This window comes from Paenarthrobacter sp. CAP02 (genome assembly GCF_040137855.1).
Lineage (GTDB): Bacteria > Actinomycetota > Actinomycetes > Actinomycetales > Micrococcaceae > Arthrobacter.
The window spans coordinates 546,608-562,089 of record NZ_JBEEII010000002.1 but is presented as its reverse complement, the minus strand read 5'-3'; the positions used below and the strand labels follow the sequence as shown (position 1 = coordinate 562,089).

The 15,482-nt window shown below is 64.7% G+C and carries 14 protein-coding genes and 2 riboswitches; of the genes, 10 read left to right on the top strand and 4 right to left on the bottom strand.

What is annotated here, in order from left to right:
- Nucleotides 1–57: 57 nt before the first annotated feature.
- Genes ABHM97_RS05425 through ABHM97_RS05415 form a run of 3 tightly spaced genes read right to left on the bottom strand, consistent with a single transcriptional unit; the run spans nucleotide 58 to nucleotide 4,506 of the window.
- A complete protein-coding gene (locus ABHM97_RS05425) occupies nucleotides 58–1,716 on the bottom strand; it encodes a DNA repair helicase XPB (protein ID WP_235518939.1) in 1,659 nt (552 codons plus the stop codon).
- A 54-nt stretch (nucleotides 1,717–1,770) separates the two neighbouring features.
- On the bottom strand, nucleotides 1,771–4,236 hold the full coding sequence (locus ABHM97_RS05420) for a helicase-associated domain-containing protein (RefSeq protein WP_349469882.1): 2,466 nt from the start codon (nucleotides 4,234–4,236) through the stop codon (nucleotides 1,771–1,773).
- A 54-nt stretch (nucleotides 4,237–4,290) separates the two neighbouring features.
- Nucleotides 4,291–4,506 (bottom strand): hypothetical protein, encoded by a 216-nt coding sequence (locus ABHM97_RS05415; protein ID WP_235518941.1) that lies wholly within the window; start codon nucleotides 4,504–4,506, stop codon nucleotides 4,291–4,293.
- 227 nt (nucleotides 4,507–4,733) lie between these two features.
- Between ABHM97_RS05415 and ABHM97_RS05410 the strand changes: the two genes are divergently transcribed.
- From ABHM97_RS05410 to ABHM97_RS05400, 3 genes are read left to right on the top strand one after another with little or no spacing between them, the layout of a single operon-like run.
- Nucleotides 4,734–5,117 (top strand): cold-shock protein, encoded by a 384-nt coding sequence (locus ABHM97_RS05410; RefSeq protein WP_090820714.1) that lies wholly within the window; start codon nucleotides 4,734–4,736, stop codon nucleotides 5,115–5,117.
- 4 nt (nucleotides 5,118–5,121) lie between these two features.
- A complete protein-coding gene (locus ABHM97_RS05405; protein WP_349469881.1) occupies nucleotides 5,122–5,736 on the top strand; it encodes a DUF3027 domain-containing protein in 615 nt (204 codons plus the stop codon).
- A 43-nt stretch (nucleotides 5,737–5,779) separates the two neighbouring features.
- Nucleotides 5,780–7,084 (top strand): MFS transporter, encoded by a 1,305-nt coding sequence (locus tag ABHM97_RS05400; RefSeq protein ID WP_349469880.1) that lies wholly within the window; start codon nucleotides 5,780–5,782, stop codon nucleotides 7,082–7,084.
- 70 nt (nucleotides 7,085–7,154) lie between these two features.
- Here the strand turns inward: ABHM97_RS05400 and serC are convergent, their stop codons facing one another.
- A complete protein-coding gene (gene serC, locus ABHM97_RS05395) occupies nucleotides 7,155–8,285 on the bottom strand; it encodes a phosphoserine transaminase (protein WP_349469879.1) in 1,131 nt (376 codons plus the stop codon).
- Nucleotides 8,286–8,579: 294 nt separating this feature from the next.
- Here serC and ABHM97_RS05390 point away from each other — a divergent pair, with 294 nt between their 5' ends.
- From ABHM97_RS05390 to ABHM97_RS05360, 7 genes are all read left to right on the top strand, one after another.
- Nucleotides 8,580–9,275 (top strand): iron-dependent transcriptional repressor DtxR, encoded by a 696-nt coding sequence (locus tag ABHM97_RS05390; protein WP_235518947.1) that lies wholly within the window; start codon nucleotides 8,580–8,582, stop codon nucleotides 9,273–9,275.
- 215 nt (nucleotides 9,276–9,490) lie between these two features.
- Nucleotides 9,491–9,705: riboswitch (cyclic di-AMP (ydaO/yuaA leader) on the top strand.
- Between the two features lie 4 nt (nucleotides 9,706–9,709).
- A complete protein-coding gene (locus tag ABHM97_RS05385) occupies nucleotides 9,710–10,540 on the top strand; it encodes a M23 family metallopeptidase (protein WP_235518948.1) in 831 nt (276 codons plus the stop codon).
- Nucleotides 10,541–10,684: 144 nt separating this feature from the next.
- A riboswitch (cyclic di-AMP (ydaO/yuaA leader) is annotated at nucleotides 10,685–10,846 on the top strand.
- Nucleotides 10,847–10,850: 4 nt separating this feature from the next.
- Nucleotides 10,851–11,591 (top strand): C40 family peptidase, encoded by a 741-nt coding sequence (locus ABHM97_RS05380; protein ID WP_308194890.1) that lies wholly within the window; start codon nucleotides 10,851–10,853, stop codon nucleotides 11,589–11,591.
- 98 nt (nucleotides 11,592–11,689) lie between these two features.
- Nucleotides 11,690–12,469 carry an NlpC/P60 family protein gene (locus tag ABHM97_RS05375; RefSeq protein WP_235518951.1) on the top strand — a complete coding sequence of 260 codons (780 nt, stop codon included), beginning with the start codon at nucleotides 11,690–11,692 and terminating at the stop codon, nucleotides 12,467–12,469.
- 217 nt (nucleotides 12,470–12,686) lie between these two features.
- The gene (locus tag ABHM97_RS05370; RefSeq protein ID WP_144662688.1) at nucleotides 12,687–13,187 is read left to right on the top strand and encodes an HNH endonuclease; all 501 of its coding nucleotides are present in this window, start codon (nucleotides 12,687–12,689) and stop codon (nucleotides 13,185–13,187) included.
- A 42-nt stretch (nucleotides 13,188–13,229) separates the two neighbouring features.
- Nucleotides 13,230–14,132: an NTP transferase domain-containing protein gene (locus ABHM97_RS05365; RefSeq protein WP_349469878.1), complete on the top strand. Its 903-nt coding sequence runs from the start codon at nucleotides 13,230–13,232 to the stop codon at nucleotides 14,130–14,132.
- A complete protein-coding gene (locus ABHM97_RS05360; RefSeq protein WP_349469877.1) occupies nucleotides 14,129–15,472 on the top strand; it encodes a molybdopterin molybdotransferase MoeA in 1,344 nt (447 codons plus the stop codon). Before ABHM97_RS05365 ends, ABHM97_RS05360 begins: the two co-directional genes overlap by 4 nt.
- Nucleotides 15,473–15,482: the final 10 nt, after the last annotated feature.

Genomic DNA, 15,482 nt, shown 5'->3' with positions numbered 1-15,482 from the left:
AAAGTTGCTGGACATTAACCGCAAGGGCCCTGACCTTAAAAAGTACCTGCGGCCGCCCTACTGTTCCTGGCCGACGTCCTTGCCGATGTCCTTGGCGTCCATGATGCGGTAGGCGTAGCCCTGCTCGGCCAGGAACCGTTGGCGCTTGGCTGCGAAGTCCTGGTCCAGGGTGTCGCGGGCCACCAGGGAGTAGAACCTGGCGGCGCGGCCGTCCTGCTTGGGGCGCAGGAGGCGTCCCAGCCGTTGAGCTTCTTCCTGGCGCGAGCCGAACGAGCCCGACACCTGGATGGCTACCGAAGCTTCGGGAAGGTCGATCGAGAAGTTCGCCACTTTGGACACCACCAGGGTGTGGATTTCGCCCTTGCGGAAGGCGTCGAAGAGCTTTTGCCTCGCCTTGACGCTGGTTTCGCCCTTGATCAAAGGGGCATCCAACCGTTCGGAAATCTCATCCAGCTGGTCGATGTACTGGCCGATCACCAGCAACTGCTCACCCTTGTGGACCTCCACCAGTTGCTCCACCAGCTGGGTCTTGGTTTCCGACGTCGCGCATAGCCGGTACTTATCGGCGTCGTCAGCCATGGCATAAGCCACGCGCTCGTCGCGGGGGAGGTCCACCCGGACTTCCACACAGTCCGCAGGAGCGATGTAGCCTTGGGCTTCAATGTCCTTCCATGGAGCGTCGTAGCGCTTGGGACCGATCAGGCTGAAGACCTCGCCTTCCCGTCCGTCCTCCCGTACCAGGGTTGCCGTCAGGCCCAGCCGGCGCCGGGCCTGCAGGTCCGCGGTCATCCGGAAGATCGGAGCGGGAAGCAGGTGGACTTCGTCGTAGATGATGAGTCCCCAGTCGTGTCCGTCCACCAATTCCAGGTGGGGATACAGCCCCCCACGTTTGGTGGTCAGGACCTGGTACGTGGCAATGGTGACCGGCCGGACTTCCTTCACCGCGCCCGAGTACTCGCCAATCTCGTCTTCGGTCAGGGACGTCCGTTTGAGGAGCTCGTCCTTCCACTGCCGGGCGGAAACCGTGTTGGTGACAAGGATGAGGGTGGTGGTGGAAGACGTCGCCATGGCTGCCGCTCCCACCAGCGTCTTACCGGCACCACAGGGAAGCACGACGACGCCGCTGCCGCCGGCCCAGAAGTTCTCCGTGGCCAGCTTCTGGTACGGCCGGAGCTGCCAGCCGCTCTCGTCCAGCATGATCAGGTGCGGCTGCCCGTCCACGTAGCCGGCAAGATCCTCTGCGGGCCAACCCAACTTGAGGAGCAGCTGCTTCAACTGGCCGCGCTGGGATGAATGGACTACCACCGTTTCGCCATCAATCCGCGGCCCCAGCAGGGGAGCGATCTTCTTGGCCCGAATGACTTCTTCCAGCACGGGGTAGTCATCGGTCCGCATCACCAGGCCGTGCTGGGCGTCCTTTTCCAACCGCAGCCTGCCATAGCGCGACATGGTCTCTTCGATGTCGATCAGCAAAGCGTGCGGCACGGGAAAGCGCGAGTACTTCAGCAAGGTATCGAGCACCTGCTCCGCGTCCAACCCCGCAGCACGGGCATTCCAAAGACCCAAGGGCGTCAGCCGGTAGCTGTGCATATGTTCCGGGGCGCGTTCCAGTTCAGCGAACGCGGCGATGGCATGCCGGGCCTCGGTGGCGAGTTCGTGGTCGACTTCCAGCAGGATGGTTTTGTCGCTTTGAACGATCAGCGGACCGTCGGTCACTGTTGAATCCTCACTTGCGCAGCTTCACGGCGCGGTTTTCACAAACTGTGCGTTTCACGAACGCAATTCCTTGGCGGGTTCCACGTCGATGATCCGGTGGATGGACAACACCCGCTCGGTTTCCTTGGCGGGATCGAACACCCTGACGCGTCCGCCGGAGACGGATACAGGAACAACCGTTTCGGTGTTGGCATTCCCCAGGCTGTCCACCACATTCATGATGACTGCCTGCTTCAGCCGGATAGCCGTCTGCAGGGTCTCCAGACCGAGTTGCGTAGACGCCTCGCCGGCCGTCTCTGCCGGAACTCCGCGGTGCTGGCGCAGCACCGAAAGCTGGGCCTCGACATCCTCGTCCGGCGGAGCCGTTCGGGGCGCCGTGTAGACGGGGCGCGCGCTCCCGGGTACCGCTGTTGTCCGTTTGAAACGCACGACGGCGGGTTCGGCCTCCTGCACTGCAGGCGACAGTCCCAGTTCGCGCAGCACACGTGCCGTTTCCCGCGGACTCGCGGACGACGTCAGAACGGTCGGTGCGATGCGTACCAGGCTCAACACGGACGTTCTTGCCTCTTGGAGGAGATCGGTGATGGCGGTTTCGTCGTCGCTCTGGATAAAGCTGGCGCTGGAACCAATCCGCAACCGGCCATGCCGGGACGCGGTGTCCTGGACCAAATAGGCCAAGGGCTGGGGCACGTCGGTTGCAGAATGCTCACGAAGGAACGCCAACAGCGATTCCGCATCTTGTCCGGCGTCGAGCGCCCTGCGGATGGTGGCGGCAGAAAACCGGTAGATCGACGCCGGACCCTGGCCCTCGGCGTCGGCCATCAACAGCAGGGTTTCGCTGAGTTCCGGCGCGAGGTAACCGGGCGCGACAGCCGTCAGGTCGGCCTGCAGCAGGATGTGGTTCACGGCGGCGGGCAAATGCTCGCCAAGGATGGTCATGGCTTGTTCCGGTTGCCCTTCCGCGATAGCCGATCCCAGCTGGGTCAGGGCGCCCGAACCCATCAGGCCCAGGAGCGTTGCCTCCTCCAGGATGCCGCGGACCAGTGAACTGAAACGCCTCGACATCCGCGGCTGTGCCCACTCGGCCCGCTGCAGGACGGCCCGGGCATCGAGGACAGGCGCTTTGCCGTCCGGCGCCGCTGCTTCCACTGTCAGTTCATTCAGGATTTCCAGGACCCGCCGCCGGACAACAGGAGCATCGGGCCGTTGAGCCTCCGCGGACAAGGCGTTGATGGTGGTGCCTGCAGCGCCCTGGTGCGTGGGAGAGGATGCCGAACCCGTGAGCGGCTGTCCCACCAGTGATGGCGCGCGCTCGCTGGCCAACCAGGCATTGACCAGCCAGAGCCATTGCTCCTGGCGGGGCAGGTTCAGCCACTCCAACGACGGCGGCTGCACCCAGGTGGAGCTGTCCACGTCCAGGCGCAGAAGTCCCGCCAACGCAGCCAGTTCCAGGAGGATCGCAGTCTCGTGCACCCCGTTCCGGACGGACTCGGCCAGGCGCCGGAGTTCGCGTACGCCCACGCCGCCGCTCCGGAGTGTGGCCAGCGGTTGCTCGCGGACGGCAAACAACAGCTCACCGGTCAGCCGCAGGGTCTCGGCGATGGCACCCATGGCGGCATTACGGCGGAGGGCGGCACTCGTGTGGCCAAGCTCGGGAACCGGCGGGGCCAGCGTGAAGTCATCCACGATCGCGCCGCCCCGCAGTGCAAGCCCCACGCTGTGGGGGAGCTCCACGTGGCCGGCGTCCAGGGGGACCAGCAATCCGCGCGCCAGCAGCCAGTCGATGGGCCCGACGTCGCGGCTTTCATGGGTGACCGACGCCCGCCGCTGGGCCTGAGGTACAGCACCCATGGCCCAGCTCCCGAATTTCTCCAGGAGGGCCACCGTGCGTTCCGGAGCTGTGGCCAGGATGGCCCGCAGTTCCGCGGGACTGGAGGTCCAACGCTGAAGAGCAAGGGCCGCGTCCATGGGCGTGCTCGCTGGATGGATGCCGAGCCCGCTTTGGTGCAGTTCGGCCACCAACTGGACTGCCCGTTGGGCAAAGGCGGGTTGGAGCCGGACCAGCTCGGTGTAGCTTCGTCCCAGTCCTGCCGGGTAGATGCCGATGACGTCCTTGAGGCTGCCCACCGGGAGGTAGAAGCGCTGCCGTGAAGTGGTCGCAGGGGAACCGGCGGGTGGATCCGCCCGATGGATCAAGGCCAGTTCCTGCAGGTTGGCGAGGATGGGATCCAGGGCAGAGAGAGTGGAACCGGCAATGACTTTTTTCAATCCGGCCGCCGAAACACTGTGCCCGGTATCGGTATTGGTACAGAGATGGAGGGTTTCGAGCACCTGCATCTCCGGCTTGTTCAAGCGTTCCAAGGCCCGCTGGACACTCACGCGGGCACTCGCCCTGGCTGCCAAGGCGGCGAAGTCCGGTGCCATGGGGGAGATAAGGTCCGGCCGCGCGGCAAACAAAGCCCGCAGCGAATCGTCGCTGCGCGCTTCCAGTTCCTTGCTGAGCGCGCGAATAAGGGACATCAATCCAACGGTACCGCCCTTGGGCCGCTCATGCCCGCCGGAGCGAGGGACCGGTTACTGGCGGCGACGAAGACGGATGGCGTCCACCACCAGGACAGCCGCCAGCATGAACGCCGCGGGCAGCCCGTAAAGGGCCGTGGAAGTGATCCACACGGGGGCTGCGCTGCCCGTGGAAGCGATGGCGATGACGGCGGCGACGGCCGCCAGTGACACCACGGCAATGACGGCGGCAGCAATCACGAGGGGGCGGCGGTAACCCGGGGAATTCATGCCATCAACGCTAGCAGGAGCAGTCCGCCGTGACCGTTGCTGCACGTCATGGGCCCCGCGGGCATGCACGCGGGCGTCCCAAAGCGGGATTAGGGGGTCCGGCAGGATAACCTTGAAGGAACAGACCAACACGGACCGGGCTGTCACCCTCGATCCCGCAGGACCCTGCGGATGCGGTAACGGCCCGACGTGTCTCCCAGAGCAAGAAAACGAAGAAGGTTGATTACGTGCCTACCGGCAAGGTCAAATGGTATGACAAGGAAAAAGGCTTCGGATTCCTCGCGGCAGAAGACGGCCAGGAAGTATTCCTGCCCAAGACGTCCCTGCCCGCGGGCGTAACGGAACTCAAAGCCGGCACGCGCGTGGAATTCGGTGTGGCCGACGGTCGCCGCGGCGCACAGGCACTGGGACTTCGTGTCCTGGAGAAGACGCCTTCCATTGCCAAGGCCAAGCGCATGAACGCCAAGGACCTTGCACCGATGGTGCAGGACCTCGTGACGGTGCTGGACAACCTCTCCGGCTCCCTCTCGTCCGGCAAGTACCCGGACGGCAACAAGGCCAAGGCCATCAGCATGGCGCTCCGCAAGGTTGCCGACGAGCTGGAAGCCTAGGCCCATGGCATCGGAATCCGCACAGGACACGAAGGGCGGAAAGGGCGCGCAGGGAAGCCCTGATTCAGCCCCCGACGATGCCCAGGCTCCTGGAAACGGGGAAGCCCCCGCGCGGAAGCCTGCGGCGGAGAAGCCGCGGGCCGGTTTGCCTGTGTGGCGAACCGGCAAGCCTGACGCCTTCCTGGCTGCCGCCGTCGATACTGCACGTGAGGCAGTTCAGGGCATAGCCAACCCGGGCGAAGTGGGTGCGCACCTCGGTGCAAAGTCGGAGGGCGACCGCGTGGTCACCCACTTGTTCGAATCCAAGCTCGCGGGTTACGGCGGCTGGCAGTGGTACGCCGTGGTGACGCGTAACTCGCGTTCCAAGATCGTGACCGTCAGCGAGCTCGGCCTGCTGCCCTCCGAGGATTCCATCCTAGCCCCGGAATGGGTTCCGTGGGCCAAACGGGTCCGCCCCGAGGACGAGACTCCGCTGGTGGAGGAGACGGTCGGCGATGTCACGGAGGAATCCGTCCAGGCCGACGAGGACGACGCTACAGGACCCGCCGATGCGGATGACACCGAAGCGGACGACGACGAGGCTGACGACGCCGAAGACGACGAAGCCGGGGCTGAATAAGCATTGCGGAAACCCGGGGTGAACCAAGCGATGGTGGACACTGATGTCCACCTTTAAGTCGCTGGGGATTCCCAACTACCGCATCTGGTTCTTCGGTGCCCTGATCTCCAATATCGGCACCTGGATGCAGCGCACTGCGCAGGACTGGCTGGTGTTCGACCACCTGACCGCGCACGATGCCGGCGCCATGGGCATCACCCTGGCCCTCCAACTGGGTCCGCAACTTTTCCTTGCCCCGTGGGCCGGCCTGCTTGCCGACCGCTACAGCAGGCGGAAGCTGCTCCTCCTCACCCTGGTGGCAATGGCCCTGCTCAGCACGGGACTGGGCATCCTGGTGTTGTTGGGAGTCGCGGAGCTGTGGCACGTGTACATCTTTGCCCTGCTGCTGGGCATCGTGACGGCGTTGGACGCTCCGGTCCGCCAAACGTTCGTCTCGGAACTCGTCACCGATGATTACCTCCCCAACGCGGTGGCACTGAACAGCGCATCCTTCAACGTAGCCCGGATGATCGGTCCGGCAGTATCCGGTGTCCTGACTGTGGTGGTGGGGCCGGGATGGGTCTTCCTCATCAACACGGTGTCCTTCGCCGCGATGCTCTGGGCGCTCAAACTGATTCCGGCGTCGTCACTGCGGGCACAACCACGTGCGGCTCCAGGTAAAGGGCGCATCCGCGAAGGCCTGCGGTACGTCCGGGGAAGGCCTGATATCCAAGTGGTCCTGGTGGCCATCTTCATCGTGGGCACCTTCGGACTCAACTTTCCGCTGTTCATCGCCGCGATGGTAGGCACCCAGTTCGGCATGGACGCCGGCGCCTTTGGGGCCCTGAGTTCCATCATGGCCATCGGCTCAGTAACGGGGGCATTGCTCGCCGCCCGACGCGGCCGGCCCCGCCTCAGGCTGATCTTCCTGGCGGCCGGAGGCTTCGGGGTCTCCAGCACGCTCGCTGCCCTGGCGCCCAACGCAACCCTTTTCGGTCTCGCGCTGGTTCCCTGTGGCCTGTTCGCGCTGACCCTCATCACCAGTGCCAACGGATACGTGCAATCGACCACGGAGGCCGTTATGCGGGGCAGGGTCATGTCGTTGTACATGGCGATCTTCATGGGCGGGACACCCATTGGTGCCCCGCTGGTGGGTTGGGTGGCCAACATCGGCGGTCCGCGCTGGGCGGTGGGCGTAGCCGCGATAGCCGGCATCAGCACCGCCGTCGTGGGTTTGGTCTGGATCATCCGGGCCAAACAGCTGAGGCTCCGCTTTGACCGGCGGGCGCGTGGCCTGAAACATTTCCGGGTGGAGTCGCTGCTTGCCCCTCCGGGTACGGAAGAGGGCGACGGCGGCACCGCCCGTTAAGCGGCGACGGCGCCGTCCGGGCTGACCGAACGACGCCGACCCTCGGGTCCGGCTGGCTACCCGCCGAGGGTTACTTCTTCAGTTCACCCACGACGTAGTCGATGCTGGCAAGGAGCGCTGAGACATCGTCCGGCTCAATGGCGACGAACGTGGCAATACGCAACTGGTTGCGGCCCAGCTTGCGGTACGGCTCCGTGTCCACCACACCGTTGGCGCGGAGGACCTTGGCGATCGCGGGCGCGTCGATCGAGTCGTCGAAGTCGATGGTGGCAATGACGTTGGAGCGGTCCTCAGCCTTGGCCACAAACGGGGTGGCGTACTCGGAGGCTTCGGCCCAGGAGTAGATCCGGTTGGCGGAGTCCGCCGTGCGCTTGCTGGCAAAGTCCAGGCCGCCGTTGCTGTTCAACCACTGAACCTGGGCGTCCAGGGTCACCAGGGTGGACAACGACGGCGTGTTGTACGTCTGGTTGAGCTTGGAGTTGTCGATGGCAGTCTGCAGGTCCAGGAAATCCGGGATCCAGCGGCCGGATGCCTTGATACGGGCAGCGCGTTCCAAGGCTGCGGGGGAGAAGAGGCCGAGCCACAGCCCGCCATCTGATGCGAAGTTCTTCTGCGGGGCGAAGTAGTAAACGTCGGACTCCGAGACGTCGACGTCCAGGCCGCCGGCAGCGGAGGTGGCGTCCACCAGGATCAGTGATCCTTCGTCGGCGCGCTGGACCCGCTTGACGGGAGCTGCAACACCCGTGGACGTCTCGTTCTGGGGCCACGCGTAGACATCGACGCCGGCTTCGGCTTGTGCCACGGGGCGGGTGCCGGGCTCGGACTTGATGATGGAGGAAGCATCAAGGAACGGGGCTTTGTTGGTGGCGGCGGCGAACTTCGAACCGAACTCGCCAAAGGACAGGTGCTGGGCCTTCTTCTCCACCAGGCCGAATGCGGCGACGTCCCAGAAGGCGGTTGATCCGCCGACGCCAAGGACAACCTCGTATCCCTCGGGTGCGCGGAAGAACTGGCTGAGTCCTTCCCGTACCGATCCAACGAGGTTCTTGACCGGGGCCTGCCGGTGGGAGGTACCCAGGATGGTGGCCGATGCGGCAGACAACGCCTCGATCTGTTCCGGGCGGACCTTGGACGGTCCTGCGCCGAAGCGTCCGTCCTTGGGCAGCAGATCGGCGGGAATGGTGATGCTGTTGTCGCTCACGTGTGGCTCCAATGGGTATCGGCTAGAGATGGGTCGTGGCAGGTGGCATCCGCTGCCCCTTCGACTCCCCAATTCTGCCTGACTCGGCCCGGGGGCTGTAACCTGCATCCGTCATAGTCCGCCACGTGGAATGCGAAGCAACAGGATGCGACCGGAATTATCCAGAGTAATTCCAAATAAGCTAGGCTGGGTGTCGGCGTTCAAGGGCCAGCGGTAAACACCGGCTGCCCTGGCCAAGGACGCGGTACGGTGGAGATTACGCAAGGAAACTGCGTTCGAGGAGAGCTGAGCTGGATGACGGATCTGATCGATACCACTGAGATGTATCTTCGGACCATTTTGGAGCTGGAAGAAGAAAACATTGTGGCGCTCAGGGCCCGCATCGCCGAGCGCCTGCGGCACTCCGGCCCCACGGTTTCACAAACCATCGGCCGCATGGAGCGCGATGGCCTGGTGATCGTATCCAACGACCGTCACCTTGAACTGACCCAGATGGGCCGCAAGCGCGCCACCGAGGTCATGCGAAAGCACCGTCTCGCGGAGCGGCTCCTTGCCGATGTCATTGGCCTCGACTGGGCGTACGTCCATGACGAAGCGTGCCGTTGGGAACACGTGATGAGTGAGCGGGTTGAACGCCGGCTCTACGAACTCCTTGAACACCCCACCGAGTCGCCCTACGGCAATCCGATTCCAGGACTCGAAGCCCTGGGCGGTCTGCCGACGCAGACCATTCCGCGGCTCGACATCAACCTGCTGCAGGCCATGGATGGCTACGCCGCCGATTCCCGCGTGGTGGTCAGCCGGCTTGCCGAGCCCATCCAGGTGGAGCCCGAACTCCTCACCCAGCTGGACGAGGGCGGAATCCGTCCCGGGGCAGCGGTGTCATTGGAACGCGTCGGCGAGTACATTTCTGTCCGGGTTCCCGGCATCGAGGGAGCGCTTGAGCTTCCGCCTGAAGTTGCGGCCCACGTGTTCGTCTCCCTGGGCTGACCTCCCTTCGGGGCGCCGCCTCCTCGGGGATGCCGTGTCAAACCTCACTTTTGTGCCCTGCGGGACAATGTGACCTGCGGTTTTTCGGGATTGATGATATGGGAGTGCGTCGTCCTGTTGATAACGAATTTATTACTGCAGGCTTTAATCGCCTATAGTTATCTACTAGCGCCGATACCAAAGCGTTACCTGATCCGGAGCCGAGCTCTGCCAGCGGATCAGGTGTGCCATCCACCACTGGCAGAGGCGGGGGAACCACAAGCGGCTGTCTAAAGAAGCAGCCTTGGGGTGAAGTCCGCAGCAGAAGTGCCCATTTACGCAAGTCCCTCCTTGGATACCTGTGTGCCATGAGCGCTTCGTGCGGACCGGGTCTTTGAACTCTCTGACCCGAATCCGACAGCTAACTTCGCAGGCTTTCCAGAGAGGAACAGAGTTTGACATCGCAGAACGTCAGGGGTCGTCGCCGCGCGACCGGCCCCGCTGTTGAGCTGCGGCCAGCCCGCGCAACAATGGAGGTCCGGCCCCGTGACACTGAGCGCCAAGTCCGCCGCCGTAAGAGCCCATTGCGCCAGGTTGCCGATTTCGCCGCAGCCAGTGGTGTCGGCCAGAAAGCCGGAGTAGCCCTCGCTGCCACCGGTTTGGCGCTGACTGTCGGACTGCCGGCCACAAGCCCAGTGATGGCAACGTCGGAGTCGGGCCAGACCGAGTCCGCCCTCGCCGTTTCCGGCGGCAGCCAGCCAGAGGTTTCCGCAGCCGCATCGGCAAAAATCGACTTCAGCCGCGCCGCCGTCGCAACCGCAGCTGACCCCGACGGCAAGCTGAAGCAATTGCTCAGCGCCCAGTCGGTCGGCAGCATCCAGCGCGCCTCGTCCGTAGGCACGCTTGCCAGCCCCTTGGACAGCCTGGTCACGGCCTCGCCGTTCGGCTACCGGGTCAGCCCCCTCACGGGCGGCACGGGCGACTTCCACCGCGGCCAGGACTTCGTTGCCCAGTGCGGCACCGCAGTGCATGCGGCTGCCACGGGCAAAGTCACTTTCGCCGGATGGCACGAGTATGGCGGAGGCAACCGCGTGGTAGTGGACCACGGCAACGGCCTCGAGACCACCTATAACCACCTGTCGTCTTTCAACGTCAAGGTCGGCCAGACCGTCACCCGTGGCGATACTGTCGCGTTGAGCGGCACCACGGGCGCTTCCACGGGCTGCCACCTCCACTTCGAGGTCCAGGTCAACGGAGAAGTTGTCGACCCCATGGGCTGGCTCTAAGCCAGTTGATGGTCGCCTCTCGCATTTTGCGACACCCCGTGACCTGAATGTGACATTCGCGTTCAACTGTTGTACCGTACAAAGCGCATCGGCTTTTTAGGGGGCCGGTGCACTTGAGTGGATTGCCTAGCTCTGCCACCACTCAAGGTCCGTTCGCATAAATCGTCTGGCAGGGGCGGGGGAACCACTTTTGGTCTTCGATAGAAGGCCTTGGGGTTAAGTCGCAAAAGCTTCCTTGAAGCAACGCGGCCGGATGACTCCCATCCGAATCCGACAGCTCACCTCGCAGGCATTGGGAGAGGCTACCTACGTGTCATCACGCACTACCCCTGCGCGCCACCGCGCTGAAACGGTTCGTACGAACCCCTTGAACACTCTTTCCAAGGCTGTTTCGTCCAACGCCGGTTCGGTTGGCCGTCAGGCCGTCGTCCTGGCAGCAGCTTCGGGCCTTGTCCTTACCGCCGGTCTTCCGGCTACGGCAGCTGATACGGACATCTCCAAGTCGGAAGCCTCCAGCACCCAGCAGATGGTGGCAACCGCCGTCGTCACTGCAGAGCCAACCGCCACCGTGGCCTTCGAGAGCCCGGTCGTGGCCACCAAGGAAGCCCCCAAGGTTGTCCAGCGTGCATCGCAGGTCACCCAGCGCGCCGCTGGTAGCCAGGACGCCGCAGCTGCGGTCACCGCAAAGTCCTCCGAGGTTACGGACGGTGCTGCAAGCGCTGCTGCTTCGGGCCTCGCCGCCATTGCCTACACCGGTATCGGTCACCCCTACGTATGGGGCGGCACCACCCCCAACGGCTGGGACTGCTCCGGCTTCACCCAGTGGGTCTACGCGCAGGCCGGCATCAGCATCCCCCGCGTCAACGCCTGGACGGCCATGAAGCCCACCAGCAACCCCCAGCCCGGTGACCTCGTCATGCAGAACGGCGGAGCCCACGTCGGCATCTACGTCGGCAACGGCATGATGATCAGCGCACTGAACCCGAGCCAGGGCACCCTCCTGCACTCGGCAGCCTCCACGGGCACCTCTTCCTTCTTCACCCTTCGCTAGAAAACATCCGGTTCGTGGCCGGCCAGCATGCCCCCAAGTGCTGGCCGCCCATTACCCGCGTGTAACCCCACTGCACGCGGATACGAAAAGAGAAAATCATGACCAGTGCAAACAAGGTTGCACGGCATCGCGCTGAGGCCCCCAAGACCAGCTCGCTTGCCATCATCGCCAAGGCTGTCGGCGGCAACGCCGGTACTGTGGGCCGCCAGGCCGCCGTCATCGCAGCGGCTTCCGGTCTGGTCCTGACCAGCGGTGTCGCGGCCAACGCCGCCGAAACCAACGTTGACCGTGAATCCACCGCGACGTCCACCCTCGATGTCCAGGCAGTGGTCCAGTCGACCATCGCTGCGGACTCCACGGTAGCCATCTCCTACGAACGGCCCGTCGTCACCACGGTTGAAGCTCCGGCTCCCGTGGAGAAGAAGGCTCCCGCCAAGGCAGAAGCCAAGGCCACGGAGAGCGCCAACACGGCTGCTTCCACCGGCAACGCGACGCTTGCCGTCAACAGCTCGGCTACGGCTGCCAAGGCTCCGGCAGCTTCCAGCGGCCTCGGTGCAGCTATCGCCGCCGCAGCGTACGCCCAGCTCGGCGTGACCCAGGACTGCACCATGCTGGTGACCAACTCCCTGGCAGCCGTGGGCATCCACTTCCATGACTGGCCGGCCGGGTACCTCTCCTTGGGCCGTACGGTCAGTGCTGCAGAAGCCCAGCCGGGCGACCTCGCCTACTACGCCAACGGCGGTTTGGCCGGACAGGCCCACATCGCTGTCTACGTCGGCAACGGCATGGCAGTGCACGGTGGATGGAACGGATCCACCACAGCATTGTTCAGCGTAAACGTTGGCTCCGGCCCGGTTTTCATCCGCGTCAACGGCTAATAACGTACCTTTTGGAACACCCCGCAGGCTCCGGCCGGCGGGGTGTTCCGCTTTAACCACGCATGAACATTTGCCGACACCGCACGGGAAACGACAGAAAGATTCGTTGATACGGCATATAAGTGCTTACCCTTATCTTGTCGATCCACAGCCCGTACATGCAGAGGGCAGCCGGCCCTCGTGCCCCTGACGGGTGCGGCCGTGAAGAGGTACGTGCATGCGCACACTCGTTCTGAATGCTGGATATGAACCGCTGGCGGTAATAACATTCCGCCGGGCGCTGGTCCTTGTGCTGACTGGGAAAGCGAGCGTAGTGGCCGAAGGCGACGAGCCTGTCGTCGGGCCACAGGAGATTCTCGGACGACCATCCGTGATCCTCCTCAACCGCTACATCCGTCCCAAGTACAACAGGATCACCGCCGTGAGCCGCCGGGGCGTCCTTCGCCGCGACGGCCACCGCTGCGCCTACTGCGGGAAGACAGCGCACACCATAGACCACGTCCACCCCAAATCCAGGGGCGGCGCGGATTCCTGGGAAAACCTGGTTGCGGCGTGCTTGAAATGCAACAACGCCAAGAGTGACCACACGCTGGCTGAGATGGGTTGGAAACTTCGTTTCAAACCCGGCGTGCCCCAGGGAACCATGTGGCAGATCAAGGAACTCGAGAAACCTGCGCCGGACTGGGACCCGTTCCTGTTGCCGGAATCCGCTGCCTGATCGATTTCTGACGACTCCGCCCGCCCCGGGTAATCTGGGCGGATGGAGTTCAACGCCGTCGTCCTGGCGGGTGGCAGGGCCACCCGCCTTGGTGGCGTGCCCAAGCCGTCCTTAACGTACGACGGCGCCACCCTCCTTTCGCATGCCCTGCAGGCATCGGGCGGTGCAGCCGCCGTCGTTGTTGTAGGCCCTGAGGTCCGGGGCGACGACGCGGCCCTGCACGAAGGCATCCTGAAGGCGCGGGAAGAGCCGCCGTTTGCGGGCCCTGCTGCTGCCATCGCTGCCGGGCTGGCGGCGCTGAGGACCCGGGCCCTGCCGTGTCCGTGGACGCTGGTTTTGGCGTGCGACATGCCCCACGCTGCCCGCGGAGTCGATGCCCTCTGGAACGCGCTCAGGAGTCATCCGGACGTGGACGGTGCCATGGCAGTGTCTGCTGACGGTCGTAAGCAGCCGCTGCTGGGTGTTTACAGCACGGCGGCCCTGGAACGGAAAGTGGCGGAATCCGGGGACGGTTCCGGCTTAACGGACTCTTCGGTGTTCCGGCTGCTTGCTAGGCTGAACCTGCTGGATGTCGCCGTCCCCGCCGGTGCCACGGATGATGTGGATACCTGGGATGACGCCACGGCGTTGGGCATTGACTACGACTTGGAGGCCGACGTGAAGAGCCAGGAAGAGACGCTCGAGGAATGGTGCCGCACACTGCTGCAGGCCTTCGAGCTGGAAGGCGTCGAAGTGGACGTCAATGAGGTCCTTGCCGTCGCCGGAGTAGCTGCGCATTCGGTGGTGCGTCCCGCGGCTCCCTTGACCACGTTCATCGCCGGGTACGCCGCCGGCATGGCCCGCGGAATCGGCCAGGCCAGCGACGATGCCGCCATGAATGCGGCTTTGGACCTGGCACGCAAGGTGGCCAAGGAGTACGCGGAGACCGGGACAGACGCCGAATGACCGAGGCCCCCAGGGAGGGCCATCACGCGGCACACACGTGGCAGGAGGCCCGCAGCCGGGCATTCGAGGTTGCTGCGCCCATCCCGCCCGGTCCGGTCCCGATCAGTTCCGCCATTGGCCGCACATTGGCCTCGGATGTCCTGGCCGTACAGGACATGCCCCACTACGCGTCGTCGGCCATGGACGGATGGGCCGTCAATGGCAGTGGTCCGTGGATCCTCAGCGAGCCCGGGCAGCGGCTGGCACCACACCAGGCGAGCCCCATTGTCACTGGTGGCCTGATTCCGCCCGGCGCCAAAGCTGTGTTGCGCAGCGAGAGCGGCGAGATCACGACGGACGACGACGGTCTGCCGATCCTTGCGCTTGGCGGCACAGCGAAACCGGGGGAGCCACGCAACGGCCAACATATCCGTAAAGCCGCCGAAGAAGCCGTGGAGGGGGAGGTCCTGCTCAAAGCGGGGACGGTACTGAACCCGGCGCACATAGCTTTGGCGGCGCTGGCCGGACTGGACCATCTGAACGTTCAGGGCAAGCCTTTGGTCCGCTTCCTCCTGACAGGCTCGGAGGTAGTAGTGCAGGGGGTTCCAGGTCCGGGGCAGGTCCGGGACACGTTCGGTCCGCAGTTGGGTTCTGTCGTGGAACTTTTGGGCGGCATCGCCGGTGAGCAGCTCAGGGTTGGTGACAGCTATGAAGAGTGGCTGGCCGCCCTCCAGGATACTGAGCCGCTGCTTGGCGGACCTGACGTGGACGCCGAACCGCCGGCCGACGTCGTTATTACCACCGGGGGCACCGGGCTCTCGGGGACGGACCACTTCCGGAAGGCGGTGGCCGAGCTCGGAGGCGAGTTGCTGATTGATGGCATCGCCATGCGTCCGGGCCATCCCGCGGTGCTGGCCGAGCTTCCCGACGGCCGGTTCGTGCTGGGCCTGCCCGGGAATCCGCTCGCGGCGATGATGGCCCTGTTTACGGTGGGTGGGCCCCTGTTGGCGGCCTTGGGACACGGCAAACTTGAAGACGTCGCCGAGGTGCCCTGCGGCGCGATGATTGACGCGGATCCCGGCCGTACCCGCCTGATGCCCTTCAGGCTGATGTATGGCCTGGCGTCGCCGGCCCAGCATGCGGCTCCCGGGATGATGCGCGGCCTCGCAGCTGCGGATGGGGTCATGGTGGTCCCGCCGCATGGAGTGCAGATGGGGGAATTGGTCCCTGCGTTCGCCCTGCCTTGGGGCAAGCCGCTGCCCGCACCCAAGCCGGCAGATGACAAGCCCCACAAGGCGCCGGGCAGGCAGGCGAAGAAGGCTCCGGCCGGCCCGGTGGACTGGAGTGCCCTGGACGCTTGAGCGGTGCGCT

What these genes read in the sequence shown, in the direction of transcription:
- ABHM97_RS05400 (WP_349469880.1), top strand. Translation starts at nt 5,780, where the DNA reads ATGTCCACCTTTAAGTCGCTGGGGATTCCCAACTACCGCATCTGGTTC.
- ABHM97_RS05390 (WP_235518947.1), top strand. Translation starts at nt 8,580, where the DNA reads ATGACGGATCTGATCGATACCACTGAGATGTATCTTCGGACCATTTTG.
- ABHM97_RS05370 (WP_144662688.1), top strand. Translation starts at nt 12,687, where the DNA reads ATGCGCACACTCGTTCTGAATGCTGGATATGAACCGCTGGCGGTAATA.
- ABHM97_RS05415 (WP_235518941.1), bottom strand. Translation starts at nt 4,506, where the DNA reads ATGAATTCCCCGGGTTACCGCCGCCCCCTCGTGATTGCTGCCGCCGTC.
- ABHM97_RS05375 (WP_235518951.1), top strand. Translation starts at nt 11,690, where the DNA reads ATGACCAGTGCAAACAAGGTTGCACGGCATCGCGCTGAGGCCCCCAAG.
- ABHM97_RS05420 (WP_349469882.1), bottom strand. Translation starts at nt 4,236, where the DNA reads ATGTCCCTTATTCGCGCGCTCAGCAAGGAACTGGAAGCGCGCAGCGAC.
- ABHM97_RS05360 (WP_349469877.1), top strand. Translation starts at nt 14,129, where the DNA reads ATGACCGAGGCCCCCAGGGAGGGCCATCACGCGGCACACACGTGGCAG.
- ABHM97_RS05405 (WP_349469881.1), top strand. Translation starts at nt 5,122, where the DNA reads ATGGCATCGGAATCCGCACAGGACACGAAGGGCGGAAAGGGCGCGCAG.
- ABHM97_RS05365 (WP_349469878.1), top strand. Translation starts at nt 13,230, where the DNA reads ATGGAGTTCAACGCCGTCGTCCTGGCGGGTGGCAGGGCCACCCGCCTT.